Here is a 25,318-nt window from a genome sequence, read left to right on the forward strand (position 1 = left end):
GTCGCCCGTGGGTCCGATTCCATCGGCTTTCGACTTTGCGGGTTGGTCAATGCACGCTCCGGAAATCCGCCGGGGCGGCAAATAGGTCGCTGAGCTCTCGCGCCCAAGGTGGATCGGCACCTGGCCTGGAGCAGGTGATGGATGCTGCGCCGTTCGCATAGTCAAGCAGGTTCTGAAGTGCTTGGGGTGAGAGATCCTTCAATTTCTCCCGGGCGCCTGCGCCGAGGAGGTTTCTCGTGCCGAGCCAGGAAATTAATGCGGCCATGAAGGAATCGCCTGCGCCGACGGTGTCAGCGACTTCGATTTCCCGGGCCGGCATCTGTACCATCGTGCGGCCGTTTGTGATCACTGGACCGCCTTCGCCGCGGGTGACTGCCACTATGGCCGGTCCCAGCTTGAGCCATGCGTGCGCGGTCTGGTCTGGCGTCCTGTCCGGGTACAGCCATTCCAGGTCCTCGTTGCTGGCTTTGACGATATCGCTCGCCGCTACAAACCGCTCGATGTCCCGGCGGGTGCTGTGAACATCTCCGCTGATCGCGGGCCGGCAGTTCGGGTCGTAGCTGATCGTGGCACGTCCACGGGCAGCTTGCAGCAGCGTGTAGACAGTGTCGCGCCCGGGAGGCAAGACGGTGGCGATCGAACCTGCATGGACGTGGCGGGAGCTTTCGACTGCTGACAGCGCTGGAAGAGAGGTCCCGTTAAGATCCCAGGTGATGGCGATGGAATAGCGGGCGGCTCCAGCGTGGTCAATGTTTGCGGTAGCAACGCTTGTCGGGGAGTGTCCGCCGACGAGGGCGGCGACCCCGTTGGCCGTCAGATGTTTTTCGATCATCCCCCCGTACTGGTCTTGGCCGTAGTGGGTGATCAAACTGGTCGTCATGCCGAGGCGCGCACAGCCAATGGCAACGTTTAGCGGGCTTCCGCCCGGACGTATGGCGGTCGAGGTTCCCGTTTTGTGGGGGTGAGTGATGACGTCCACGAGAGATTCACCGATGACCGTCACTCGGGGGTAAGCGTCTGGGCTGGCGGTTGGCATAGCTTTGGAGGTCACGCGCGGTGGGCCGTGGGTGCAGTCTCCAGTTGGTCTGCCACGTGCTGCCAGCCGTCGCTGAACATACCGTATGCCGTTTTAATTTGGACACCGACGGGAAGTTCGGGGCATTCGTTTTCGCCGTTGGTTCCCCAGTTGACCCAGCCGGACTGGCGGCGCTGGACGATCTGGAAGGCACCGGACGGTTCAGATGTCCACCACACCATGGTTCTGTCCAGGTCTGAATGGAATTCGGCGGTTTTTGAGGCCGGCCCGGCGAAGATGGTTTCGTGCGGCACAGCCGAGACATCGACGGGGGCATCCGCTATCGTCCAACGCCGTTCAGGCAGGTCGGCGAGCACGTGCGAGGTTGCCCTGACACGGGCGAGGCGTTCGCGGATCTCCTCGTTGTCCAAGGCGCCTTCCCAGCTGCAGAACAGGCGCCAGTACAGGTCCCAGTGGGCCGCTTCGATGTTGCCGGTGAGTTGGCGGCGGAATTCCAGGAACTTCGCAGTGTTGGACGTTGAGTTCGCGATGGTTTCCTCGACCATTTGTGCGAGTTCAGCGGCGTAGGGATCGCCGGAGCGGTACCGTGTGCCGTCGTATGCTTCGAAGCGGTTGAAGACCACATCGCCTTGGCCGGCCTCGAATTCATCGCCGACGGTGATCTTGTTGGTTATGGAGCGTCCGTTGATGACGGTCTGGAAGTCGTCCACCCGGTAGCTGCGGGTGAAGTAGGGCGTGCCGTGGGTGAACTGCCAGTCGATGGAAAACGTCTTGCCCTTGAGTTCCTCGAGCAGGCCGTCGGGGATTGTCCCGTGCATCCGGTAGTGATGCAGGATGGGGCCTTCTTCGATGGTTTCGATGTGGACGGTGGTGTGTTCGGGCGGGTTGATGAGGCCGTTCTCGGGGGTGAAGAAGGGGCCGTAGAACCCGCCGATGGCGTTGTTGCCCGAGGGCAGCAGGTCGATGCCTTCTTTCAGCGTTGCGAAATGACGCAGTCCCCATTTTGAGGCGCCGGTACCCTCGGCAGTTCCCGAGCACATTTCGAGGTCGAAGTATCCGGTGTCCAAGCGGACGAAACCGTCGGCTTCGACAGGTTCGCGCTTGGTGATCCCGTCAACGTGACCGGTGACAGGTGCGGTCAGCGTGAGCTCGAGGCTGCCGTCAAAGGACAGGACGGTGACGAAGGTGGTTTTACCTGGTTCGGGTTGGGCGTTCAGCCGCTGGCAGGTAACGGTGTCTCCGGAACTGGTAGTTGCAGTCCAAAGGCTCTCGGTCAATACGCCGTCGACGGTGAAGGTCACCGGTTCGTTGGTGCGGCGGCCGGGAAGGGCGTCCTTGACGGCGATGGTGGGCAATGCCACGGGCTTTTCCTCTCAGGTTTTTTGGCGTGGGGCTGCATTCCGGCCGCTTGGGAAAGCGGGCCGGAAATGTCCCCCCGGGGGCAGGCAGGATGCTGCTGCCTGGTGCGTTGGGTGTGCGCTTATGCAGCTTTCTGGGCTGCGATGGCCTTGGACCACGGCAGGCGGAGCGTACGCTGCTTCAGGCTGTCGATAGCCACCGCGAGGATGATGACGAGGCCCTTGATCAGCAGCTGGGTGAAGAACTGGACGTTCATCAGGATCAGTCCGGTGCTCAGGACACCGAGAATGATGGAACCTATGAGGGTTCCGTAGATCCGGCCCCGGCCGCCAACAAGACTCGTGCCGCCCAGAACGACCGCTGCGATCGCATCCAGTTCATAGCCGCCGCCCGCTGTCGGCTGGGCAGAGACGACCCGGGCGGAGAAGATGACGCCGGCGAGTCCGGCGCAGACACCCGCGATGACGTAGACGGAAGTGAGGACTCGCTTGACGTTGATTCCTGCCAGCCTGGCTGCTTCAGCGTTGCCGCCGACGGCGTAAACGTGTCGGCCGTAGCGGGTGCGCTCAAGGACGAACCATGCCGCGACGTAGACGATGACCATGATCACCACGGGCACGGGGATGCCCGCAATGTACCCGTTGCCGATGTCCCGGAAATTTAGGGTGTTGGAGACAATGGGCTGCCCGTCGGTCATCGTGTAGGCCAGACCGCGCAGGAAAGTCATGGTGCCGAGGGTCACGATAAAGGCGGCCAACGCCAGGTAGGAGCTGAGCAGGCCGTTGATCAGTCCCGCGAGGGCCCCTGTCAGGACTCCGACCAGGATCGCGACGGGTGCGGGAAGTCCCGCGATGCCTGTCATGACCGATGCGACCCCCGCGACGGCCAGAATAGAGCCCACGGAGAGGTCGATTCCGGCTGCGAGAATGACGAACGTCATTCCGGCGGCGAGAATCGCGTTGATGGAAATCGACCGGGCGATGTTAAGCAGGTTGTTGACGCTCGCGAAGTTCGGGGCGATGACGACCATCAACGCTACGAGGGCGATCAGGACAACGAGGATGCCAACGCGGTCCCACCAGTAGGCGAAGTCGAAGCCGCGGGCAGGCATGGCTACGGCCTCTGGCCGGAGGTCAGCGTCCTGTGGGTTGAGAGCCTGGTTAGTCATGGAATTCTCCGTTTGTCTGTGCTGCGGTACCGGTCGCATGGGACATGACGTCCTCTTCGCTGGCGGTGCGTGAGTTAAGTTCGTGGACGATCTGGCCGGAGCGCATCACCAGGAGCCGGTCGCTGATGCCAATCGCTTCGGGCAGGTCCGAGGAGATGACCAGGATGGCCTTGCCGGCCCTGGCCAAGTCGTTGATGACTTCATAGATTTCGCTTTTGGCGCCGATATCCACGCCCCGGGTTGGTTCGTCCAGGATCAGAACGTCGGATTCTCTCATCAGCCACCGGGCCAAAACCGCCTTTTGCTGGTTGCCGCCGGACAACGCGCTAACCGGCAGGCGCAGGGCGTTTTGCCGCAGGTGCAGGCGTTCCATCTGCTTTTTCACCGCATTCCGGATCCTGGTCCGCTGGAGCACACCGGCGTTTACGTGCCCACCGAGGGAACTGACGGCGATGTTGTCCTCGACAGTGTGGGAGACGAACAGGGCCTGGTCTTTGCGGTCCTCAGGCACCATCGCGATCCCGCGGGCGATCGCCTGGGCAGGGCTGGAGGCCAGTGCGGCCTTGCCTTGGACGGTGACGGTGCCGCCGCGGGGCCGGTCCGCGCCGAAGATCATGCGGGCCGTCTCGGTGCGGCCGGCCCCGATGAGTCCGGAAAGGGCGACAACTTCCCCTGCACGGACCTGGAAGCTGACCGGGCCGATTCCGGCTCCGTCGGTGAGGTCCTTCACGTCCAGCATGACCTCTCCCGGGCTGTGCCGGTCGTGGTGGTACAAGTCCTCAAGGTTGCGGCCCACCATCATCCGTACGACATCGGGCGGGCTGATCTCAGTCTTTTCCCTGGTACCGACGTACGTGCCATCGCGGAACACGGTGACGCGGTCCCCAAGTTCCCAGACTTCTTCCATCCGATGGGAGATATACACCAGCCCGACGCCTGCGTCGCGCAATTCGTTAATGATCTTGAAAAGGTGCAGCGTCTCGCTTCGTGACAGTGCCGCCGTTGGTTCATCGAGGACCAGGATTTTGGCGTTCTCGCTGACGGCACGCGCAATCTCAACCATCTGTTGCATGCCGATACTCAGTTGGCCGAGCTCGCTGCGTGGGTCGATCCGTGCCCCAACACGGGCAAGTTTCTCTCGGGCCTGGGAAATCATGGCGCGACGGTCCAACGCCCCGAACCTGGTCGAAGGCTCGCGTCCGAGAGCCAAGTTCTCCGCAACTGTCATCGCCGGCACCGTGTTGAGCTCCTGATGGATGATGGCTATGCCGTGGGAAACGGCCTCCTGCGGGGAGCGGATGTCGATTTCGTTGCCGTCCATCAGGATGCGTCCGGAATCCCGGGTAACATTTCCCGCCAGGATCTTCATCAGCGTGGATTTACCGGCCCCGTTTTCGCCCATCAGAGCATGAACTTCACCCGCACGCAGGTCGAAGTGGACGTTGTTCAGCGCCAGGGTCGCGCCAAATCGCTTGGTGATGCCTTCCAGCTGCAGCAGCGGTTGGCGGGAGGTTGTTGTGGTCATGGTGGGGCCTATTCTCGATCCGGTCATGTGGGGCCGCTCCACGAGATGAGCGACCCCATACAGGAGTGGCGGCTACCAGCCCTTGTACTGGCTGACGGTGTCGCGGGTCACAAGCTCACTGGGGATCAGGATGGTGGTCTCCGCCGGGGGCTTGTTATCGATGATGTTCTGGGCGACTTCGACGGCCTTGCGGACCATCTCGGCCGGATTCTGCGTTGCCGTTCCCATGAACGGCGACCCCGACTGCTTCAGTTCCGCCACTGCCTCGGGGCTTCCGTCGACACCGGTGACCTTTACGGTTCCGGCCTTGTGGGCCTGCTGGACCGCCAGTACGGCGCCCAGCGCCGACGGGTCGTTCATGCCGAAGATGCCCTGAACATCCGGGGTGGCGGTGAGCATGTCAGTAGTTACGGCGAGGCCGGAGGCGCGGTCGTTCTTGGAAGCCTGCTGCCCGACAACTTTAATGCCAGGAAACTTCTTCACAACGTTGTTGCAGCCGGTGATGCGGTCGCGGATTGTCTGGAGCGGGGTTCCGTCCACCAGGAGAACATTGCCCTTTCCTCCCATTTGCTCGAACAGGTACTGGCAGGACTTTTCACCGGCCTGGACTGCATCCGTCATCACCACGGCATCGGCGCTCTTGGCCGGAGTGTCCACAGCGATCACAATTATGCCCGCCTGCTTCGCCCGCTCAATAGCCGGCTGGATGCCGTTTTCATCAACGGCGCTGATGACAATCAGGTTCACGCCCTGCTGGATGAAGGTGTCAATCTGGGTATTCTGATTCGCCAGATCAAGCTGGGCGTCCTGGGTGTTGGCGGTGGCTCCTATCGAGGCGGCGGCTTCCTTGGCTCCCTTGTCCATGGCTGAAAAGAACGGGTTTGACATGTCCTGAACCATCAGGCCGATCTTCTCGATCTTTTTCGGCTTGGCCGCGGGCTGGGTGTCGCCGGAGCTGCAGGCCGCGAGACTGAGCGCAGCCAGTGTGACGGCGGCAGTGAAGACTGCAGACTTCTTGACGAGCTGTTTCATTTTCGGATCTCCTTTGAACCGGAACCGGCGAGGCCGTGACGGCAAGCCAGGTCCGTGAAAAACGGTGGATGGAAATAAGTGGAAAGTGTTTCGCCGGCTTGCTTCGGTGCTAAGACCGGCTTTGTGATGTGTCCCGGTGATATGCGAACGCCTGAGCAGTCATCACCGGACCCTGACCTTGTCCGCTGCTCCCCCTCGCGTGCCCAACCAGGTTCTTGAGTTGGGCGGTCAGGCTGCCGCCCTGTGGCGGCGAGCGTGCGGGAATTAGACATGTTTGACCGCCGAAGTCACAAGCCGACCAGACGGGGTCGTTAGCTGTAGTCGTTTATACGATCAGGGGGCGCTCCGGGTCAGCAGCCGCAAGACTGCCGCACGATTAAGTCCGCGTTCACCTCCCGGCGGTCCTCCGGACGGTAGCTGGGTACGGGGGGATCGCCCCGCCGCTCGGCTTCCAGCTGCCCATCCAGAATGCGGGTCAGTGTCTGCGCGGCCAGAACACCGATCGATTCGCTGTCCTCGTCTACCACCGTCAGCGGCGGATCCAGCAAAGGGGCCCAGGCAAACTCGTCAAAAGCCATGAGTGCCACCTGGGTTGGGACAACAATCTCACGTTGCTTGAGCGCGGTAAGGACACCGTGCAACAGGGGGTTGTTTCCAGCAATGATCGCCCTGGGCAGTGTCCGCCCAGGGGTGTTCAGGTAGCTCGACAACGTCTTGCATGCTGAGTCAGAGTCGTTTTCTGTCTCCAGCACTCGGAGTGCAGCCCCATGCTTCGTGGCAGCTTCCTGGAGCCCGCGCTCCCGTTCAGCCCGTGTGGACCATCGGCCCGGATAAGCCAAAAAGAGCCAGTCCGTATAACCGTGCCGGGCCAGATGCGCCCCCGCCTTCATGCTCGCGGCGTAATTGTCCGTCAAAATGCTCGGCACTTGTGTGGCGTCTTCCGGCGGCGCCGAGTCGACGAAAACCACCGGGATGTCCCAGCTTTCCAAGAGCTTAACGTTTTCGCTGCTTAGCGTCAGGGTCGTGATGATGCCAGCCGTACGCGACTGGATCAAGTCCTGAACGATGGCGTCCTCGACCTCCGGGGTGTAGACGCCTTCCGCGGCAATGTCGGCCACAACGGCATTCCGGCCGGATACCCGCAGGACCCGCTGAACGCCCTTCATAAGATCCAGATAGTAGTAATTCGAAGTACTCGCCGTAATGACCGCGACCGAACTCCGCGATTTCTTGCGCAACTCCTGAGCCGCGCGGTTCGGTACGTAGCCCAGCTCCCGGGCAGCCTTCAGCACGAGCTTGCGGCTGGCAGCCGAAACGTCCGGGCCGTTACTCAAAGCACGTGAAACTGTGTAGGACGATAGGCCCGTGGCTTCGCTAACGTCCCGCAAGGTGGGCTTCTTTGCCATGCCCCGCCTGCTTTCTAATCGTTTAGGTTTAGGTTCCGCATCGATTCACGGCGCGTTACCTAAAGGATTAGGATCAACCATAATGTGATTGCTCGCACACGTCAATAACCCGGAACTGGGAAGGAGCTGAAACACCCCGTTGCCCGATCAGCCCATCGCGGATTGGATCGCCTCGGTACCCCAGGGTGACCCATCTGGCGCTCCGCGTCATCCAGGAAGGCCATGCGGGGCCATGTCAGCCGAGCCTAATGGCACGCCACGCGAGACGTACGTTACGATGGCGACGCGCTCAAGGACGCCTTCCAGATACTCGGCTGACCCCGCACTGAGTAGGCGGATCCCCCGCCGTTCTGGCTCTAGTTTGACGGTTCTTCCTTATCGGCGGCAGCCAACCCGGATGGGAGCCGGAGGCTTTACGAGCGAGTAGGACAGGACGGCCTCCCGCAGCCTTTGTACAGAGTTGCTCGACCGTGGGCCCGGGTAGTCAAAGTCCTAAAAGGAACGGCGCCTTCCCCTTTCACCCTTGCACTTCTCACCCGGAGACGTCACACAACGTGGAAGGCCGCGTTCTTTCTACCCATTTTAGGTAACGCTTTGATAACACCGTTGCGTCAATGCGTTTGACGAATTGAGAGTTACATCAATCGTTTGCAGCAATGCCTCAAACGATTGATGTAGGAGGATCAAACGATTGATACAAATCTCGAAAGGAGGCGAGCGGATCGGTGTCGTTGGTGACCCTGAGGGACATCGCAAAAGAAGTCGGCGTATCCATCTCTGCGGTCTCGCTCGTCCTTAATGACCGCGGTGATGGTCGTGTGAACGCAGAGGCAGCGGCAAGAATTAGGGCGGTTGCTGAGGAGCTTGGCTATGTCCCGAACTTGTTGGCCAGGGGCCTGAAAACCAAGCAGTCTCTAACTATCGGGTTGCTTTCCGATGGTGTGGCCTCTACGGCATTTGCAGGACCGATGATCGCTGGCGCACAAACAGTCGCTGCCGAATTCGGCTACTTACTGATGCTCATCGACACTGTAGGCATGTCCGGGCTGGAAGCTCCTGCAGTGAAGGCGCTGCTTCAGCGGAACATTGAAGGGCTGATTGTGGCGCCTGATTATCACGCGATTGTGGAGTTGCCGCGTGTGCCTCGTTCATTGCCAATTGTGGTCTTGGACGGCCGCCCTGAGGACGCCTCCATGTCGGACTGGGTCGTGCCTGATGAGACGGGAGGCGCCTTTACCGCAACCCGGCACCTTATTGAGGCAGGTCATCGTCGCATTGCCATGTGCAATTTGGACGACAAACGGTACATAGCAACCGCTTTACGCAGGCGGGGCTACGAAGAAGCGCTGCGGACCGCAGGCATCGTGCCGGACCCTTCTCTTCATGTGCTGGCCAAGGAACTTACAGCCGCGGCGGCAAGGGAAGCAGCGCGGGACGTGTTGTCGAGGCCAGATCGGCCCACCGCCGTGTTCTGTTTTTCGGACAGATTGGCCTTCGGCGTTTATCAGGCCGCCGCGCAGCTGGGTCTGCGGATCCCCGAAGACCTGTCCATCGTTGGTTTCGATAACCACGCCTTTGTTGCCGAGAGCCTTCTTCCCGGCCTGACTACGGTGCAGTTGCCTCACCACGACATGGGCGTCTGGGCAGCAAGGCGCCTCATTGAGCGCAGCCAGGAAAGCGGTGAACCCGGCCCCGTTGTCTCACAACTTACTCATTGCCCGTTAGTGCAACGAGCCTCCGTCGGCCCACCACGGACGTAATCCCCCCACTTTTGTAATCACAAAGAATCCGAGCGCACTGCTTCGGACATGCAGTCCTGCCCTCAGGGGCATCGGCTGCCAACTCAGAGAGGAGTTCGCACCATGCGAGCAATTTCCCGTCGCCAGGTTCTTGCAGGTCTTGGCGCACTCAGCGTCAGCGCCCTGGCTCTTACCGCATGCAACCCGTCCAGCCAGCAGAGCGGGTCGTCCGGCAGCGGTACATTCAAGATTTTGCAGTACGAAGACCCCACGACACCGCAGGGCCAGGGATGGCAGAAGGCGGTCGAGCTGTTCAAGGCGAAGCATCCGGATGTGAACGTTGATGTTCAACAGACGAGCTTCGAGGCGTTCCGGCAGAACGCAAAAATTCTATTGAGCGGTAATGACGTCCCCGATGTCGTCGAGTTCAATAAAGGCAATGCCGATGGCGGTCAGCTCGCCTCCCAAGGCCTCCTGGAATCGCTGAACGATGCAGTAGCCAAGTTCGGATGGGATAAGAAAGTCACCGGTTCCATGGCGGCCTTCGCCAAGTATGACCAGGACGGCAAGGCCGGCTCCGGTGACTGGTACGGCATCCCCAACGTGGGTGAGTACGTGTACTTCTACTACAACAAAGCGAAGTTCGCCAAGGCAGGGATCACTGAAACGCCGAAGGACCTTGCGTCTTTTGAAATGGCCATGGACAAGTTGAAGGCCGCCGGCGAACTGCCCATATCAAGCTCCGCCAGCACCAGCCAGGGCTTCAACCAGATGTGGGTCTGGTACTCCCTGATCTCCGCCCAGGCCAGCCGCAAGGAAATCGACGACTTCATGTTCATCAAGGACAAGACTGATTTCCATTCAGGTGCCTGGAAGAGTGGAACAGAACGTTTCCAGCAGTGGATCGATAAGGGCTACGTGGGTGACCAGCTCGGAGGCCTCTCCTTCGAACAGGCTACCGTCAACTTCCTTTCCGAAAAGGCCGCGATGCTTCCCTGGAACAACGGCATGTTCGCCCGGATCAGAAAGGACGCATCCTTCGACTGGGGATTCTTCATCATGCCAGGGGCCAAGCTCTCCATGGGGTCCTCAGGGCACCTCTGGGGCGTTCCCGCCAAGTCCAAAAACAAGGAGCTGGCCTACGACTGGATTGAAACCACCCTCAGCCCCGAAGTCCAGAACCTCATCGGCCAAAAGGGCGGCCTGCCCCTGGCAGGCGACATCAATGCCATCTCCGACCCCCTGACCAAGGAACTTACCGAAAAGTTCAATGACGTAGTGAAGGCAGACACGCTTTCCTTCTACCCGGACTACCCTGTGCCCGGTTTCCTGGATTTCATCCAAAACCACATGCAGGCCATGTCGAACAAGAACGAAACCGCCTCACAGTACCTCGACGCCCTGCAGACCTTCTACGACAAGGGCACCAAGAGCTAGCACTCAATCAAGGGAACGGGGCGAAGTACTCCGGCTTTGCCCCGTTCCTGACATCCCTCATCCTCTAACGAATGGAATTTCGCCGTGAGCAAAGGACTGGCGCGAGGACTGCGCCGACCGAGCGGCTACTGGCTATATCTCGTACCGATCTTCATCGGTTTTCTGGCCGTGGTCGGTATCCCTTTTGCGACTAACATCTACTTCTCCCTTTTCCGATGGAAGGGCGGGGCAGCGCCGATGCGCTGGAATGGCCTGGGGAACTACGCCGCGTTGTTTGCCGATGTCGAGTTCTGGACATCTTTGCGCAACTCAATTTTTATGGTGATCGCCATTGTGGTGATCCCCACGGTGATTGGCCTTCTCCTGGCCGCGCTGCTTACCGAAACCATTGGCCGGCGCTTTGGACCTAAGATCGCCAGCTTCCTCCGGGCCACCTACTATCTTCCCCAGATTCTGCCGATTGCCGTCGCCGGCTTCATGTGGAGCTGGATCCTCGACCCCTCCAACGGCGCCATCAACAGCTTCCTTCGCTCCATCCAGATAACCGGCCCCGACTGGCTCGGAAACCCTGACCTGGCCATCTACGCGGTGATGCTGATGCTGATCTGGCTCCAAATTGGATACCCCCTGGTTATCTTCATGGCAGCCTTGTCCCGAGTGGACCCGGAGCTCTACGAGGCTGCTGCATTGGACGGCGCCGGGAAGTGGCGGCAGTTCATCGCCATTTCCGTACCTACCATCAGACCGGAAATCTTCATCGTGGTACTGACAGCCACCGTGGCCGCGCTGAAGGTCTTCGCCCCGATCCTGATCCTGACCGGAGGCGGACCGGAAGGGTCAACCGTCGTTCCCTCTTACTACGCCTACCGCAACTTCTTCGAACTGTCACAGGTGGGATACGGCTCCGCAATCTCCACCGTTATGGCCCTTGTAATCTTTGCCATTGCAGCCCTCATGCTGTGGTGGCAGCGCAGGCAGGAAGCACGATGAGCACCACACAGACCCGGCAGACGACAGTCAATCTGACGCCCAACCCCCAACGTACTCGCGCTCAAGGCAGAACGCCCAGCGAGTGGGTGCTGCTTGCCGTTGCCGTCATTGCCGGCGCCGCCATCTTCGCGCCCTTCGGCTTGATCATCCTCAACGCCTTTAAATCCACGCAGGACTATTCAAGCCACGGGCCCTTGAGCTGGCCCACATCATTGTCCATCGACGCCTTCATCAATTACCTGGGCAGGGTTAACTTCGGCCAAGCCTTCTGGAACTCCCTCATCATCTCGCTCTTCGTTGCAGCGATAGCAGTTGTGCTCTCCCTTATGAGCGCCTACCCCCTTGGAATAGGCCGCGTAAAAGCAAATGGTTCAGTCCTGGCCGTACTGCTGGTAGCCACCATGCTCCCGCACGAAGCCCTCATCTACCCGCTGTTTTATGGAGCCCAGGCCACGGGAACCTTTAATACGGTGTGGAGCGTCATCATCGTTTTCTCTGTGCTGCAGGCAGCGTACGGAACATACCTCTTGGCTAGTGTCATGGGCGCGATCCCCAAGGAACTGATCGAGGCAGCCCAGCTGGACGGAGCCACCCGCTGGCAGATCCTGTGGCGGATCCTGGTCCCCATCCTCCGACCCAGCCTGGCAGTACTGGTGGTGTTCTTCTTCATCTGGACCTGGAATGAGTTCTATATTCCCGTCGTACTTCTATCAGACCAGTCGTCCCAAACAGTTCCGATCGCCCTAGCCACGCTCCGCGGCCAGCACAACATCGACATCACGGTGCTCAACGCGGGATCGCTGCTGTCGCTGTTGCCAACCCTCGTTTTCTTCCTGCTCTTCCAGCGCACCCTTGTGCGTGGCGTCGCGGCCGGAGCCGTCAAGTAAGCCATTCAGGCTACGAAAATCCCACTGAAAGGAACCCTCAGTGACCATCCAATGGGCCACTATGCCCCAGGGCGTCAGCAGCCGATCCATCAACGCCGAAAACTTCACCGGCACCCCAGGTCAAGGCGCAAAAGCCTCCTCCAACCTCGGCCCTGGCCGCAAGGGATCCGCCTGGATCAACATCCCTCCAGGTGAAACTGCCACCCTGGCCGAAATCGAAGGACCGGGAGTAATCCGGCACATCTGGCTTACCGTGGACCACCGCACCGATGCCGGCCCGTTCGTACTGCGCGATCTGGTGCTGCGCATGTATTGGGACAACTCAGAGATCCCGAGCGTCGAAGTCCCCCTGGGAGACTTCTTCTGCAACGGCTTCGCACAACGGGCGCTCGTAACCTCCGAGCCCATCGTAGTTGCCCCAACGGGCGGCATGAACTGCTTCATTCCCATGCCCTTCCGCCAAGGAGCACGCATCACCATTGAAAACCAACACGGCGGAGAACTAACCCACTTTTTCTACCAGATCGATTACACCATCGGGGACGACGTCGCAGACGCCATGTACTTCCACGCCCAATGGCGGCGATCAAACGGAAATCTCCCACACGGCGAGGACCACGTCATCCTCGACGGCGTACAGGGCCGCGGCAGCTACCTCGGCACCTATGTCGCCCTCGCTTCCCTGCAGCGGTACTGGTGGGGCGAAGGTGAGGTCAAGTTCTACGTGGACGGCGACACCGACTACCCCACCCTTTGCAGCACAGGCCTCGAAGATTATGCCGGCGGCGCCTGGGCTTTCCAGGACGAACTACGAACCGATCCCGATCCCGAAGTTCTCACCTTCAACGCCCCCTATTTCGGGTATCCCTTCCACGAAACAGTTGACCGTACCAAAGCCGCACCCTTCCATCCAGGCATGCCACCGATGCACGGCCTGTACCGCTGGCATATCCCGGACCCCATCTACTTCCAGGAACGGCTCCGTGTGACAGTCCAGCAGATCGGCACCTGGGACCATGGAGGACTGTTCGAACGCAGCGACGACATCTCCACCACAGCGTACTGGTACCAGGACGGCATCAACCAGGAAATCCCCCAACTTCCCGCCGCCCAACAGCGCTGGCCCAGGTAGAACCGGGACCCGCCCATCCTGGCCACTGGCCCCACTAGCCCATGGCAGTGAGGGCCCAGTCCAGGGATGTAAACCCGGGTGCGGCGGCGAATGCCGCCGCACCCGTCCACCTCATCCAGCTTTGGAAGCGAGCAGTGGATAAACGTGTAACGGTAAACCCCATACTCTCGAACGCGAGACTTCGTCTCCCCAACCAAAAGCCGCCTGATCTTAGAGCGGCGTCCCACGCTACACATGTAAGGACTTTTACAGAGTCATGTCCCCAGAATTTCAAGAGCCCGGTCGTGGGGGCAACGTCCTCACGGTAATTGGCGAGTCACTGATAGATCGAATTCAGTCAAAGACGCGTGCCCTCGTCGCCGATCACGTCGGCGGCAGTCCCCTCAACGTAGCGGTGGGGAGTGCCCGGCTGGGCGTTCCGACGCGATTCGTTACCCACATCGGGGAGGACGAGTATGGTGAACTCATTTCCAGCCACCTTGGAGACAACGGGGTAGAGGTCGTCACCGGTGGGACTGCGCCCACCTCAACGGCAACAGCCACTCTTGGCCCGGACGGCAGTGCCAGCTACGAATTCGCCCTCGACTGGGACCTGTCCAGCGCCTCACTCACTGCATGGGCCAACATTGAGACTTCCACCCATCTGCACACTGGATCCATAGCAACGATGCTGATGCCTGGTGCACGGACCGTTCATGCCCTGCTTGCCGACGCAAGGGAAACGGCAACCATCAGCTACGATCCCAACTGCCGCCCCACCATCATTCAAGATGTCGACTTTGCCCGCCGGCAGGCCGAGCTCTTCGTCGGCATTAGCGACATTGTAAAAGCCAGTGATGAAGACATGATATGGCTGTACCCCGACATGAGTGTCGAGGCGGCGATGCAGTACTGGCTGGAACAGGGTCCGTCGCTGGTCATCGTAACGCGCGGTGCCGACGGACCTATAGCCCTCACCCGACAGGCCCGCGTCGAGCTGCCGGCAGACCGCATCACTGTAGCCGACACCGTTGGTGCCGGTGACTCGTTTATGGCGGCCCTCATCGCTGCGCTGGACCAATTGGACCTTCTGGCTCCGTCCAATCGGCGCGAGCTTTTGGCGCTCGACCACGAACGGTTGCAGGTCATCCTTCACTACGCGATCAAGGCCTCCGGCATAACCTGCTCCCGGGCCGGGGCGAATCCACCACACCTTTCTGAGCTAGGCACTGCACCGAGCGTTACGACAGCCCCGTAAAACCAGCAGAGCCCGGGCCTGACAGGTCAAGTAGCCAATCTGCATAAAGCAAGAACCCTCCATGTGCGGATGCTTCATGCCGCGGCCCAGTGGCGCCAAACAGGAAAAGAACAAAGACCATCATCAAGGAGACGTAGTGGCAACCATGCCCGCGACCCAAAAACGCCCGATACTTTACGCCAAGTTCACTGCTCTGCCTGGACAGGCAGAGACGGTGCAGGAACTCCTCGACGACCTCGCGCGACAGGTACGTGAAGAACCGGGAAATATTCTCTTCATTACTCACCGCGAGACCGAGCACGCGGACCGATTCTTCGTCTACGAAGAGTATGCCGACGCCGCAGCCTTTGAAGCACACATCACCGCCAGTTACGGGGCAAAGTTCAACAAGGCACTGGGTCCTCTGATCGTCGAGGACAACTCCCAACTGACCTGGCTCACCCGCCTTTAGTACGCCCCTAGTCTTGATATAGGACTTACGATATGAAAATTGGAATCCTCACCAGCGGTGGTTGCCCCGGATTGAATGCCGTCATCCGCGGCGCCGGGCTCAAAGGCATCGCCGTCCACGGCCAGGAATTCGTCGGATTCCGTGATGGCTGGCGCGGCATGGTGGAGGGCGCCATCATTGACATCCCCCGTAGCATGGTCCACGGCATCGCCACGCAGGGTGGCACCATCCTGGGCACCTCCCGCACCAACCCGTTTGAAAACGGCGGCGGCCCGAGGCCATCAAGGCACACATGGACCGGCTGGGCATTGATGCCATCATCGCCATCGGCGGTGAGGGAACCCTGGCTGCCGCCAAGCGCCTGACGGACGCCGGCCTGAAGATCGTGGGCGTCCCCAAGATCGTGGACAACGGCCTCGACGCCACCGATTACACCTTCGGTTTCGATACCGCGGTGCAGATCGCCACCGAGGCCATCGACCGGCTCCGGACCACCGGTGAAGCCCACCACCGCTACATGATCGCCGAAGTGATGGGCCGGCACGGGGGCTGGATCGCCCTGCACGCCGGCATGGCAGCCGACGCGCACGACATCCTCATCCCTGAGCAGCAGGTCAGCATCGAACAAACGGTCCAGTGGGTCAAGGAAGCATACGCCCGCGGCCGCGCACCCCTGGTAGTCGTCGCGGAGGGCTTATCCCGGAACATCAGGACGCGGCTCATCCCGAGCCGCAGCTGGTCATCCATTAATAGGTTGAGCAAGTATCCCGCGGCCAACCACCGAAGAATACGGAGAATAAGGAGCACCCATGCCAACCCAGCAACTCATGCACAAGCACGATGAGCTCATCGCTGATTTTGTCGTCGCAAACCCGGTCGAGCGCGACGGCAAACTCAACAGCGCGGTAACAGCTGCCCAGACTCTGACTTCCATTGATGCGCGGCTAGGAATCCTCGTAACCAGGCACGACTACTGGCGGTTCTCGGTAGCACTTAGTACGGAGGTCCCCTGCCGCATCCAGGAACGGGATTTTGCGCGTTCCCTCTGATCGACGCTGACACGCCTCCTGCTACCCGGCTTACCCGACGTCAAGTCAGGAGCTAGGAGGCGAAACCTCAAAGTTCCTCGGGGGTCAGTTCACCCGACCCCCTTTGTATCAGGCGGGTGTGGAGTTGGATCGTTCGGGCCGACCCAGTGTCACCGGCAATCCGCTGGAACAACAATTCGGCAGCTGCGGTCCCTAACCCCGCGGGGTCCTGGGCCACGACGGTGATGCCTGGTGTGAGAAGGTCGAAGAGTTCGAAGTCATCGAACGCTACATGCGCAACCTTTAAAGGGGTCGTTCCCAACACCCGCAGAGTGGCAAGTGTGCTCACGCTGTTTCCCGTAAACAGCGCTGTTGGAGGAGATGACAGATTCTGCATTTTGAGTAGGCGGGAACGGATCCGCTCTGGGTCGGCGTTCCCCAGCATGACAAGATCGGGGTCTACGCCGATGCCATGTCGCTCCAGCGCTTCCCTGTAGCCCTCGAAGCGCTCAACGGCTGTGTAGAACGTTGCGGATTCCCCGATGTAGGAAATCCGGCGGTGCCCGTGGTCAATGAGGTGCTCGACCCCCTTGCGCGCACCCACCCGGTTATCACTCAATACCGTGTCAGCGTCCACGCCCTCTGCAGGACAATCCAGGAACACCACCGCAAGGCCGGACGCTATCTCCTGAGCAAGGTAGCTGTGGTTCTCCGACGACGGAATTATGATAAGCCCGTCCACCTGACGGGACGAGAGGCTGGATGCCAACTGACGTTCGCGGCCGGCATCATCGGCGGAGGAGGCGGCAAAAAGGTGCGCGCCCCGGCTGGAGGCCACGCTTTCGACAGCGTGCGCGATGGACGATTGAAAGGGCTCCGAAATATCCTTCACGACCAGCCCGATCGTTGAAGTCTGACCTTGCCTCAACGCCGCTGCCGCAGCATTACGCCGGAATCCGAGAACCCCAATTGATGCCAGAACCGCTTTGCGGGTACTTGCTTTTACGCCAGCCTCTTCATTCACCACACGCGAAACGGTCTTCAGGGAAACACCCGCGTGTGCGGCAACGTCCTTAATCGTTGGACGTTGCGACTTCAGACCTGCACCGGCGTTGGTGGCTGAGGGAGACGTCCGCATGGTCCCTGGCCCTCCTCTCTGTGCCCTATGGTGCCTCGAGTTACACACCTGATGGATTGTTTCTTAGACAACGATATCTAACACCAGTTCCTTTTGTTACGCGTTCATTTCTTCGCAGCTGACAACGTCAAACGCGAACACTTGACTGTGAGCCGGGTCACGCAGAAGACTTTCCGACGACAACGTTGTCATAATCCACCCCAATGAGAGGAAGATCAATGGCGATGCCTAAAGCCCTGCTCGCGCTGGGCGCAGCTGTAGGACTTGTGCTGACCGCTTCGGGATGTTCATCCACCCCATCAAGCAGCGCCTCGGACCAAGTGACCCTGCGCTGGGCTATGTCGGCAGACTCGCAGGCGGAGGTTGACGTCTGGAAGCACCTGGCCGACATGGTGCATGAAAAGAACCCGAACATTACCGTGAACTTCGAGAGCACGGCCTTCCAAAGCTATTACGACAAACTTAATACGCAGGCGGCGAGTAACACGCTCCCCTGCATTGCGGGCCTGCAGGCCCAGCGAGTGCCCGACGTCGGCAAGCTGTTCAAGGACCTCAAGCCCCTCTACGAGAAGGACACGTCCTTTTCCTTGTCCAACTACGAGGAATCCATCACGAAAGGCCTGAGCCAGAACGGGAAACAGCTCGCAGTCCCTTACGACCTGGGGCCGTACGTGCTCTACTACAACAAGAACATGTTCGACGCGGCCGGGATCCCCGCACCCAAGCCCGGGTGGACCAAGGAGGAGTTCCTCGCCGCCGCGAAAGCACTGACCAAAGACGGCAAGTATGGCTATGTCGCGGATGGCACCCCTGACATGTGGCTGCCCTACGTTCTCAGCATTGGCGGCGACTACCTCAAGGACGGCAAGCCGGACCTGACAAACGACAAGGCTGTGGAGGGATTTTCCTTCGTCACCGGACTCGCAACCAAGGAAAAGGTCGCCCCCGCAGTTCCTGCCACCGGCACAGCCAACTGGCCGGCCGACCAGTTCCGCAACGGAAACGCAGCCATGTACATCGATGGTCCGTGGCAGCTGATCAACGCTAAGAAGAGCGTGGACTTCACGGTCGGGCTCGCCACCGTGCCCGCCTTCGACGGAAAGTCTGTGACCACAATGTCGGGCACGGGTTTCGGTGTCACCGCCACCTGCGACCACCCGGAAGAAGCGTGGAAAGCAATCTCGGTCATCATCGGCAAAGATGCCCAGGAGTACATCGCCAAGGCAGGCCGAGGTTTCCCCGCATACAGCGACGCACAGCAGCTCTGGTACTCCGCTGCTTCCGTGGACGGGGCCAAGGAAGCAATCGACGCCGCATTGAAAACCGTCAACGTGTACGAAACAGCTCCCAAATGGAACCAGCTCTCGGCACTGCTGCAGCAGTACGCCGTAGAAGCGTTCAGCGGCAGCAAGTCCCCGCGCGACGTCCTCAGCCAGGTCCAGCAGCAGGTCTCTCAGTAAGGAGGACGGGCGGGGGCCCGGCCCCCGCCCCTACGCGACATGGCATCAACCCTGTCTACCGACAACAACCGCCGAAGCTCACTCAAACCGGTAATCCCCTCCCCCACCCAGCGACCACGAAAATCAGGTGACCGCCCAGCAGTCCTCGGATTCCTGGCCCCTAACCTTGCCGGATTCCTGCTGTTCACGCTCGTCCCGATCGGCGCATCCCTGGCGCTAAGCCTCTTTGAGTGGCCACTGATCGGGGAAGCCACGTTCTCCGGCTTCGACAACTTCATCCGGCTCTTCACCAAAGACCCCGTCTTCTGGGAGGTCGTCGGCAATACGTTCTATTTCGTAGGCGGCTACGTCGTCCTGAACCTCATCGTTTCACTGAGCCTGGCAATTTGGCTGACATCCCGCATCCGGTTCGCCGGCCTGTTTCGCTTTGCCTTCTTCCTCCCGGTGGTAGCCCCCATGGTCGCCAATGCCGTGGTCTGGCGGCTGCTGTTCACCCCCAACGACGGCCTTATCGCCTGGGCGACGAAAACATTCACTGGGCTGGAAGCTCCCAACTGGCTGGGATCGAGCGAATGGGCAATGCCGGCGGTCATCATCATGTCCGTCTGGGCCGGTTTCGGCTACAACATGATCATCTTTGTCGCCGCCATCGAGGGCGTCCCTGACAGCCTCTACGAAGCCGCGGCGATTGACGGCGCCGGCTGGTGGCGGCGCCTCTTCGGAGTCACCCTGCCCCTAATCAGCCCCAGCATGTTCTTCGCCACCGTCATGACCGTTATTTCATCACTTCAGGTCTTCGCCCAACCGTACATTCTCACCGGTGGCGGCCCCGGTTCGTCGACGACAACTCTTGTCTTCTACCTCTATAAGCAAGGCTTTCAGGGCTATGAAATGGGCTACGCATCCTCGATCGCCTGGTCACTCTTCATCCTGATCATGGGCATCACGTTCCTCCAGTTCCGCGCCCAAAAGAGATGGGTACACTACGCATGAGCACCATCGCGACCCGGCGGACACCGCCGACGCTGAAAATTATCGGTAGCTGGACCTCCCACATCCTGCTCATCCTTACCGCGCTGATCACCCTGGTTCCGTTTATCTGGATGATCTCAACAGCCCTGAAACCCGCTGGCGAGGTCTTCTCCGCACCACCGAAACTCATCGGCTCTTCCATCCAGTGGGGCAACTTCGCCGACGCATGGAACTACCTGCCATTTGGCAGGTTCATGCTCAACGGCGTCCTCGTGTCCGCTCTGGGGACCCTCATCGTCGTCAGCACCAGCGCAATGGCCGCATACGCCTTTTCGCGCCTGCGCTGGCGCGGAAGGAACGGAGTTTTCCTCATCTACCTAGGAACCCTCATGATCCCGCAGGAAGTGTTGATCGTCCCCATGTTCATCCTGATGCGGAACTTTGGATGGGTGAATTCATACCAAGCCCTCATCATTCCTTGGGCATTCACCGCATTTGGAACCTTCCTTCTCCGCCAATTCTTCCTGACGCTGCCCGACGAGCTCGAGGACGCGGCCCGCATCGACGGCGCCAACCGCTTCGTCAGCTTTACAAAAATACTTCTGCCCCTCGTCCGTCCGGCACTGGGTACCCTCGCCGTCTTCACCTTCATCGGCTACTGGAACAGCTTCCTCTGGCCCCTGCTAATCGTCAGCGACGTGAACATGGCCACTGTTCCGCTCGGACTCAACATGTTTCTGGGCCAAACAGGCAACCAGTGGAACCTCCTCATGGCCGCTTCCACAATTTCCATCCTTCCGAGCGTCCTCATGGTTCTCGGTCTGCAGCGCTACCTCGTCAAAGGCATCGCACTTAGCGGCCTCGGCGGACGCTGACTCGTCAAAATCCACATGAAAGGAACAAGCTACGTGAGCTCCATCTACTACCAGCACCCAAACACCTGGTTCGGGGACTGCATGCCGCTCTACGCCGACGGCGCCTTCCAGCTCTACCACCAGCGAGACACCCGTAAGCCCGGACCCTTCGGCGAACCTTTCGGCTGGGCACTGGCAAGGACCACAGACTTCGTCAACTACGAGGACCTGGGCGAATCCCTGGAAAAGGGCGCCGACGATGCCCAGGACCAGTTCATCTTTGCCGGCAGCGTCTTCGAAGCAAAAGGGACCTACTACGCCGTATATACCGGTTACAACAGGGACTACCCGGACCAGGACAAAGCCTCACAGGTGCTCATGATCGCCACCAGCACCGATCTCGTGAACTGGACCAAAACGGATCGCTCACTGGTAATCCCCCAAGACGGCTACGACAAAGACGACTGGCGTGACCCGTTCATCCTGTGGGACGACGAACGCGAAGTCTTCCTCATGATCCTCGGCGCCCGACTCGAAGGCGATAAAAAGCTGCTCACCGGGCGCACAGTTGCATTCACATCCACTGACCTGGCGAACTGGGAATTCGAAGGCGACTTCTGGGCCCCGGATCTGTACACCATGCACGAGATGCCGGACCTGTTCAAAATGGGCGAGTGGTGGTACCTGCTTACCACCGAGTACAGCGACAAGAGCAAGACGGTCTACCGCATGAGCCGCTCACTGAGCGGCCCATGGAGCGCGCCCGTGGATGACGCCTTCGACGGCAGGTCCTACTACGCCGCGCGGTCCGCCTCAGACGGCGAACACCGGTACCTCTTCGGTTGGGTCGCAACCAAAGAAGGTGAAAAGGACAGCGCCCCTTGGCAATGGGGCGGAACCCTCGTTGTGCATGAGGTTTACCAGCGCCTAGACGGTTCCCTTGGCGTGAGGATTCCAGATACGGTCACCAGCGCCTTCTCAGACCACACGCAGCTTCTGGAACAGCCGCGAGCCGTAAGCAACGCAGACGGCCGCGCCCAGCTCTCCCTGGACGAGCAGGCCGACAGCACCTTCCTGTGGGAGACGACGGTCAGCGTAGCCGAAGGCACCCGCTCCTTCGCCCTCCTCCTCGCTCAAGACGAAGCCTCCGGAGATGCCTACGAATTTCTCTTTGAAGTGGGCGAGAACCGACTGCGCTTCGACAAGGTTCCCAACTACCCATGGAACCGTTACGACAACAAGGGACTAGAGCGCCCCTTCACGGTCACTCCGGGCGACAAGATCCACATCCAAGTGATCGTCGACGGGAGCATCGCAACGGTCTACGCTGACGGCGTCGCACTCAATGCACGAATCTACGACGCCAAGGGCCAAACTCTCGCCATTCAGGCCATCGACGGCGAAGTGACAGTCCATGACTCCGTACTCCGGCATCTAAGCCAGGAACCTGCTGAAGCGGCTTTAGCGACGGCAAACGCCACGATTTAGACCTCGGCTGGTTCGGCGAGGTTGTCTCGCCGAACCAGCCGAATCTGCCTGATTTGGCCACACCCCAATCTGACGTCAGGAAGCAAGGATACGAACGTCAGAATAGGGTCCGGAAAGCAGTTCCTGCACATGCCGAGGGAACAATCTAAGATTCAAACCTGACAGCCGGCACCGCTGCTCAGCTTGCGCGGGCGGTTGCCTGGCAGTTGTGCAACAGCCTGTTGCGCAATTGGCAGAGAGTGTCTGGACGATCTTTTTCGCTGCCACAGCCGGGGACAGTCCCTCTGCGTTATCCACCGCTACTGTTGCTGAGAGGTCTCCCAATGACTCCCGATTCCAGCCGTGGATAAACCGGGATTGACCCCGACTATGGACAGCTTGCAGGGGCATCGCCTCTAGCGGGAATTGCTGATTTGAGGCCCCGGCGCGACGGCGTCAAGCACACGAAACCGCCCGCTGAGGCAGGATAGTGCTGTGACGAAACTTGCTGCAGAGGAAGAGCCCGGATCGTTGCTGCAGGTGAAAGTCTTCATCGTGGATAGTGAGCCGGCCATCTGGCGGCTCCTCGAAATCGACCCATCCTTGACCCTGGACAGAGTTCACGAGATTCTCCAAACGGCCGTTGGGTGGCGGGATTCGCATCTGCATGCCTTCACGGACACGGACCCCTATATTCGTCTGCGCGCCGTGAATGGGCACGTCCGCGAACCCCGGCGCTGGGTCTCCCAGGACTTGTTGGAAGACAACGGCAATGACCTCCCGGAGACTGACTGGACACTTGGTCAGATCCTTACCGTGGAGTCCGGTCCCGTGTTCTATGAATATGACTTCGGAGACGGGTGGGTCCACCGCCTCGAACTCACCGGAACCGTTCCCATGCCAGCCAGCGCCCCAAGGGCGCGGCTCATGGACGGCGCACGTCGGGCGCCGCTTGAAGATTCCGGCGGCATTGGTGGCTACCACGACCTGCTTGACGTCCTGGCAGACCCAGACCACGAAGAGCACGAGAACCTTCGGGCATGGGTTGCCTGGACAGCGGGGCCATGGCACGAATTCGATCCGGAGCAACTGGACATAGATGCTGTGAACAACGAGCTCGCAATGGTGTTTGCTGCCCCTTCTTCCAATGTACGCGGCAGCGGAAGTGAGTCGCTGGTTCATGAACTGGCGAACCGGATGCCTCTCGGCCTTCGACGCGAGTTCCGTTCATACGTCCACGCGGCCGGCCTCGACGGACCGGGAACGGTCGAAGCAGATGTCGTCGAGGCGATGACCGCCCCGTTTCTTTGGCTCACCCGCCGTATCGGGTTGGAGGGTCTATCCCTCACTGCTGCCGGCTGGCTGCCGCCGACTGTGGTCCGTGAGGCAATGACGGAGCTCGGCTGGGCCAAAGACTGGATCGGCAAGGCCAACCGCGAGGACCAGACACTGCCCGTCCTTCAGCTGCGTGAAAGCGCCCAACGACTCGGCCTGATCCGCAAAATCAAGGGCAAGTTAGTCCTCTCATCCGCCGCCAAACGGCTGCTGGATGATCCCGCAGGCCTTTGGCTCTTCCTCGCACGATCCATCGCCCACCGGCACCGCCATGACTCCGAGCGCGACGCGGCGCTGTTACTTCTGCTCGAAGTCGCTGCAGGGAAACGAACCGAATGGGCCGACTACCTTGAGGCCGTGGCCTTCGGCCTCGGAGCACTCGGCTGGCGGAGCCGTACCGGAGCCGATCTTGCACCGAACACCGTCCACGCACTCCTCGTCGATGCCTACGAGGTAATGCTGAACCTCGGCATCTTCAACGACCGATTCGAGCTAGAAACCAATACGGTCAAGGCACCAGGGCAAGCCTTCGCCCGAACAGCACTTCATTCATAACCAGGCGTATCAGTTACCTGCCGGGTCCCCCAAGTTATTCGCCATCGGCTGCGCTTCCGACGCTCCCCTGTTCGAGTGCTGCAGTGATTGCTGCGGGTGAGGGAAGCGCGTCGCGTTCCTCGGGTGGGAGCTTGTCGTAGGTGTAAGAGGTGACGGCGATGGGTTGCGAAGACCCATCGAGCGCGTACCGGACTGTTGGCTCGTGTTTGGAACCACACACGAGGATTCCGACCGTGGGCGCCATTCCGGGGAACTTCACGAGGTCGTTGACGGCGGCCACGTAGAAGTTCAACTGGCCGAGGTGTTCTGGTTTGAATCGGCCGGCCTTGAGTTCGACGACGACAAACCGGTTGGTGGGTACATGTACGAGGAGGAGGTCGATGTAGAAATCTTCACCTTCGACATCGAGGTGGTACTGGCGGCCATAGAAGGCGAATCCTGGCCCGAACTCAGCCAGGGTTTGGGACATGCGCAACGTCATGGCCTGCTCGATGGCGAGTTCCTCAGCCTCTTCGGTGAGTCCCAGGAAGTCGAGCACCAGTGGGTCTTTTGCGACTTCCCGAGCCAGGTCAGTGCCTTCTCCTGGAAGTCTCGCCTCGAGGTTATTCGGAGCGGCACCTTCGCGCGTGTGGAGCTGCGTGAGAATCTGGTGTTCCAGCACAGCCACCGACCAACCGTGCTCGAGGGCTTTCGAAGCGTACCAACGTCGCAGCCCGTGTTCGTTGAGCTTGGTTAAGAGGGCCACGTTGTGACTCCAACTCAATTGTCCAGACGATGTCTGGACAATTGGTTCCTGCCCGTTCCAGGCGCCGGCGAACGCACGCATGTTATAGAGGTTCGTACGGGAGAACCCCTTCATGTGTGGAAACTCCGCACGAAGGTCTCGTGCGAGCCGGTCAAGGACCTTGCTTCCCCACGGTTCGCTCGCCTGTTTGTCCAGGATCGTTTGTCCGATGTTCCAGTAGAGCTCGACCATTGCGGTATTCACGGCGCGTTGGGCCCGGTACTGGGCTTCCTTTACGAGCACTTTCAGCGACCCCAGCACGGCCGCGTAATTTCCGGGTAGGTCAGGTTCGAGCTCGGTCATGGATTCCACAGTAGCCGGACGCT

21 protein-coding genes and 1 pseudogene are annotated in these 25,318 nt (G+C 60.2%); 14 read left to right on the top strand and 8 right to left on the bottom strand.

Going from position 1 to position 25,318, the window contains the following annotated elements:
- Nucleotides 1-46 precede the first annotated feature (46 nt).
- The 6 genes from ACHL_RS23120 to ACHL_RS23145 all read right to left on the bottom strand — a co-directional run bounded on the left by ACHL_RS23120 (nt 47) and on the right by ACHL_RS23145 (nt 7,526).
- Entirely contained in the window at nt 47-1,036 is a 990-nt protein-coding gene (locus ACHL_RS23120; RefSeq protein WP_012623586.1) for a carbohydrate kinase family protein, read from the bottom strand.
- Between the two features lie 11 nt (nt 1,037-1,047).
- The gene (locus ACHL_RS23125) at nt 1,048-2,397 is read right to left on the bottom strand and encodes a hypothetical protein (protein ID WP_012623587.1); all 1,350 of its coding nucleotides are present in this window, start codon (nt 2,395-2,397) and stop codon (nt 1,048-1,050) included.
- Nucleotides 2,398-2,516: 119 nt separating this feature from the next.
- A complete protein-coding gene (locus ACHL_RS23130; protein WP_050767235.1) occupies nt 2,517-3,506 on the bottom strand; it encodes an ABC transporter permease subunit in 990 nt (329 codons plus the stop codon).
- 49 nt (nt 3,507-3,555) lie between these two features.
- Nucleotides 3,556-5,088, bottom strand: a complete 1,533-nt coding sequence (locus ACHL_RS23135; protein ID WP_139187239.1) for a sugar ABC transporter ATP-binding protein — start codon at nt 5,086-5,088, stop codon at nt 3,556-3,558.
- A gap of 72 nt (nt 5,089-5,160) precedes the next feature.
- The gene (locus ACHL_RS23140; protein WP_012623590.1) at nt 5,161-6,120 is read right to left on the bottom strand and encodes an ABC transporter substrate-binding protein; all 960 of its coding nucleotides are present in this window, start codon (nt 6,118-6,120) and stop codon (nt 5,161-5,163) included.
- Between the two features lie 350 nt (nt 6,121-6,470).
- A complete protein-coding gene (locus ACHL_RS23145; RefSeq protein ID WP_012623591.1) occupies nt 6,471-7,526 on the bottom strand; it encodes a LacI family DNA-binding transcriptional regulator in 1,056 nt (351 codons plus the stop codon).
- A 725-nt stretch (nt 7,527-8,251) separates the two neighbouring features.
- Here ACHL_RS23145 and ACHL_RS23150 point away from each other — a divergent pair.
- The 9 genes and pseudogenes from ACHL_RS23150 to ACHL_RS23190 all read left to right on the top strand — a co-directional run bounded on the left by ACHL_RS23150 (nt 8,252) and on the right by ACHL_RS23190 (nt 16,448).
- Entirely contained in the window at nt 8,252-9,286 is a 1,035-nt protein-coding gene (locus ACHL_RS23150) for a LacI family DNA-binding transcriptional regulator (RefSeq protein ID WP_012623592.1), read from the top strand.
- Between the two features lie 102 nt (nt 9,287-9,388).
- Nucleotides 9,389-10,702: an ABC transporter substrate-binding protein gene (locus tag ACHL_RS23155; protein ID WP_012623593.1), complete on the top strand. Its 1,314-nt coding sequence runs from the start codon at nt 9,389-9,391 to the stop codon at nt 10,700-10,702.
- An 84-nt stretch (nt 10,703-10,786) separates the two neighbouring features.
- The gene (locus ACHL_RS23160) at nt 10,787-11,692 is read left to right on the top strand and encodes a carbohydrate ABC transporter permease (protein WP_012623594.1); all 906 of its coding nucleotides are present in this window, start codon (nt 10,787-10,789) and stop codon (nt 11,690-11,692) included.
- Nucleotides 11,689-12,579: a carbohydrate ABC transporter permease gene (locus tag ACHL_RS23165; RefSeq protein WP_012623595.1), complete on the top strand. Its 891-nt coding sequence runs from the start codon at nt 11,689-11,691 to the stop codon at nt 12,577-12,579. Before ACHL_RS23160 ends, ACHL_RS23165 begins: the two co-directional genes overlap by 4 nt.
- 61 nt (nt 12,580-12,640) lie before the next feature.
- Entirely contained in the window at nt 12,641-13,711 is a 1,071-nt protein-coding gene (locus ACHL_RS23170) for a glycoside hydrolase family 172 protein (RefSeq protein ID WP_043795284.1), read from the top strand.
- Between the two features lie 256 nt (nt 13,712-13,967).
- Complete coding sequence (locus tag ACHL_RS23175; RefSeq protein WP_012623597.1) at nt 13,968-14,948, top strand: carbohydrate kinase family protein; 981 nt, start codon at nt 13,968-13,970, stop codon at nt 14,946-14,948.
- A 145-nt stretch (nt 14,949-15,093) separates the two neighbouring features.
- Nucleotides 15,094-15,399 (top strand): putative quinol monooxygenase, encoded by a 306-nt coding sequence (locus ACHL_RS23180; protein ID WP_043795326.1) that lies wholly within the window; start codon nt 15,094-15,096, stop codon nt 15,397-15,399.
- A 32-nt stretch (nt 15,400-15,431) separates the two neighbouring features.
- Nucleotides 15,432-16,128: pseudogene (locus tag ACHL_RS23185) on the top strand (ATP-dependent 6-phosphofructokinase); the annotation flags it as partial.
- Nucleotides 16,129-16,208: 80 nt separating this feature from the next.
- Entirely contained in the window at nt 16,209-16,448 is a 240-nt protein-coding gene (locus ACHL_RS23190) for a hypothetical protein (RefSeq protein ID WP_012623600.1), read from the top strand.
- 67 nt (nt 16,449-16,515) lie between these two features.
- On the opposite strand, the gene ACHL_RS23195 is transcribed toward ACHL_RS23190, so the two are convergent.
- On the bottom strand, nt 16,516-17,565 hold the full coding sequence (locus tag ACHL_RS23195; protein ID WP_012623601.1) for a LacI family DNA-binding transcriptional regulator: 1,050 nt from the start codon (nt 17,563-17,565) through the stop codon (nt 16,516-16,518).
- Nucleotides 17,566-17,783: 218 nt separating this feature from the next.
- Between ACHL_RS23195 and ACHL_RS23200 the strand changes: the two genes are divergently transcribed.
- From ACHL_RS23200 to ACHL_RS23220, 5 genes are all read left to right on the top strand, one after another.
- Complete coding sequence (locus tag ACHL_RS23200; protein ID WP_012623602.1) at nt 17,784-19,025, top strand: ABC transporter substrate-binding protein; 1,242 nt, start codon at nt 17,784-17,786, stop codon at nt 19,023-19,025.
- A gap of 39 nt (nt 19,026-19,064) precedes the next feature.
- Nucleotides 19,065-20,018 (top strand): carbohydrate ABC transporter permease, encoded by a 954-nt coding sequence (locus ACHL_RS23205; protein ID WP_012623603.1) that lies wholly within the window; start codon nt 19,065-19,067, stop codon nt 20,016-20,018.
- The gene (locus tag ACHL_RS23210) at nt 20,015-20,872 is read left to right on the top strand and encodes a carbohydrate ABC transporter permease (protein ID WP_012623604.1); all 858 of its coding nucleotides are present in this window, start codon (nt 20,015-20,017) and stop codon (nt 20,870-20,872) included. Before ACHL_RS23205 ends, ACHL_RS23210 begins: the two co-directional genes overlap by 4 nt.
- 33 nt (nt 20,873-20,905) lie before the next feature.
- Nucleotides 20,906-22,339: a family 43 glycosylhydrolase gene (locus ACHL_RS23215; RefSeq protein WP_012623605.1), complete on the top strand. Its 1,434-nt coding sequence runs from the start codon at nt 20,906-20,908 to the stop codon at nt 22,337-22,339.
- Between the two features lie 474 nt (nt 22,340-22,813).
- A complete protein-coding gene (locus ACHL_RS23220) occupies nt 22,814-24,208 on the top strand; it encodes a plasmid pRiA4b ORF-3 family protein (RefSeq protein WP_012623606.1) in 1,395 nt (464 codons plus the stop codon).
- 34 nt (nt 24,209-24,242) lie between these two features.
- Here the strand turns inward: ACHL_RS23220 and ACHL_RS23225 are convergent, their stop codons facing one another.
- Entirely contained in the window at nt 24,243-25,295 is a 1,053-nt protein-coding gene (locus ACHL_RS23225) for a PDDEXK nuclease domain-containing protein (RefSeq protein WP_012623607.1), read from the bottom strand.
- Nucleotides 25,296-25,318: the final 23 nt, after the last annotated feature.

The sequence above is a fragment of the Pseudarthrobacter chlorophenolicus A6 genome, assembly GCF_000022025.1.
Classification (GTDB): Bacteria; Actinomycetota; Actinomycetes; order Actinomycetales; family Micrococcaceae; genus Arthrobacter; species Arthrobacter chlorophenolicus.

Coding starts and splice junctions, on each gene's coding strand:
- ACHL_RS23120 (WP_012623586.1), bottom strand. CDS start 1,036: ATGCCAACCGCCAGCCCAGACGCTTACCCCCGAGTGACGGTCATCGGT.
- ACHL_RS23130 (WP_050767235.1), bottom strand. CDS start 3,506: ATGCCTGCCCGCGGCTTCGACTTCGCCTACTGGTGGGACCGCGTTGGC.
- ACHL_RS23135 (WP_139187239.1), bottom strand. CDS start 5,088: ATGACCACAACAACCTCCCGCCAACCGCTGCTGCAGCTGGAAGGCATC.
- ACHL_RS23140 (WP_012623590.1), bottom strand. CDS start 6,120: ATGAAACAGCTCGTCAAGAAGTCTGCAGTCTTCACTGCCGCCGTCACA.
- ACHL_RS23145 (WP_012623591.1), bottom strand. CDS start 7,526: ATGGCAAAGAAGCCCACCTTGCGGGACGTTAGCGAAGCCACGGGCCTA.
- ACHL_RS23155 (WP_012623593.1), top strand. CDS start 9,389: ATGCGAGCAATTTCCCGTCGCCAGGTTCTTGCAGGTCTTGGCGCACTC.
- ACHL_RS23165 (WP_012623595.1), top strand. CDS start 11,689: ATGAGCACCACACAGACCCGGCAGACGACAGTCAATCTGACGCCCAAC.
- ACHL_RS23170 (WP_043795284.1), top strand. CDS start 12,641: ATGCCCCAGGGCGTCAGCAGCCGATCCATCAACGCCGAAAACTTCACC.
- ACHL_RS23175 (WP_012623597.1), top strand. CDS start 13,968: ATGTCCCCAGAATTTCAAGAGCCCGGTCGTGGGGGCAACGTCCTCACG.
- ACHL_RS23180 (WP_043795326.1), top strand. CDS start 15,094: ATGCCCGCGACCCAAAAACGCCCGATACTTTACGCCAAGTTCACTGCT.
- ACHL_RS23190 (WP_012623600.1), top strand. CDS start 16,209: ATGCCAACCCAGCAACTCATGCACAAGCACGATGAGCTCATCGCTGAT.
- ACHL_RS23195 (WP_012623601.1), bottom strand. CDS start 17,565: ATGCGGACGTCTCCCTCAGCCACCAACGCCGGTGCAGGTCTGAAGTCG.
- ACHL_RS23200 (WP_012623602.1), top strand. CDS start 17,784: ATGGCGATGCCTAAAGCCCTGCTCGCGCTGGGCGCAGCTGTAGGACTT.
- ACHL_RS23205 (WP_012623603.1), top strand. CDS start 19,065: ATGGCATCAACCCTGTCTACCGACAACAACCGCCGAAGCTCACTCAAA.
- ACHL_RS23210 (WP_012623604.1), top strand. CDS start 20,015: ATGAGCACCATCGCGACCCGGCGGACACCGCCGACGCTGAAAATTATC.
- ACHL_RS23225 (WP_012623607.1), bottom strand. CDS start 25,295: ATGACCGAGCTCGAACCTGACCTACCCGGAAATTACGCGGCCGTGCTG.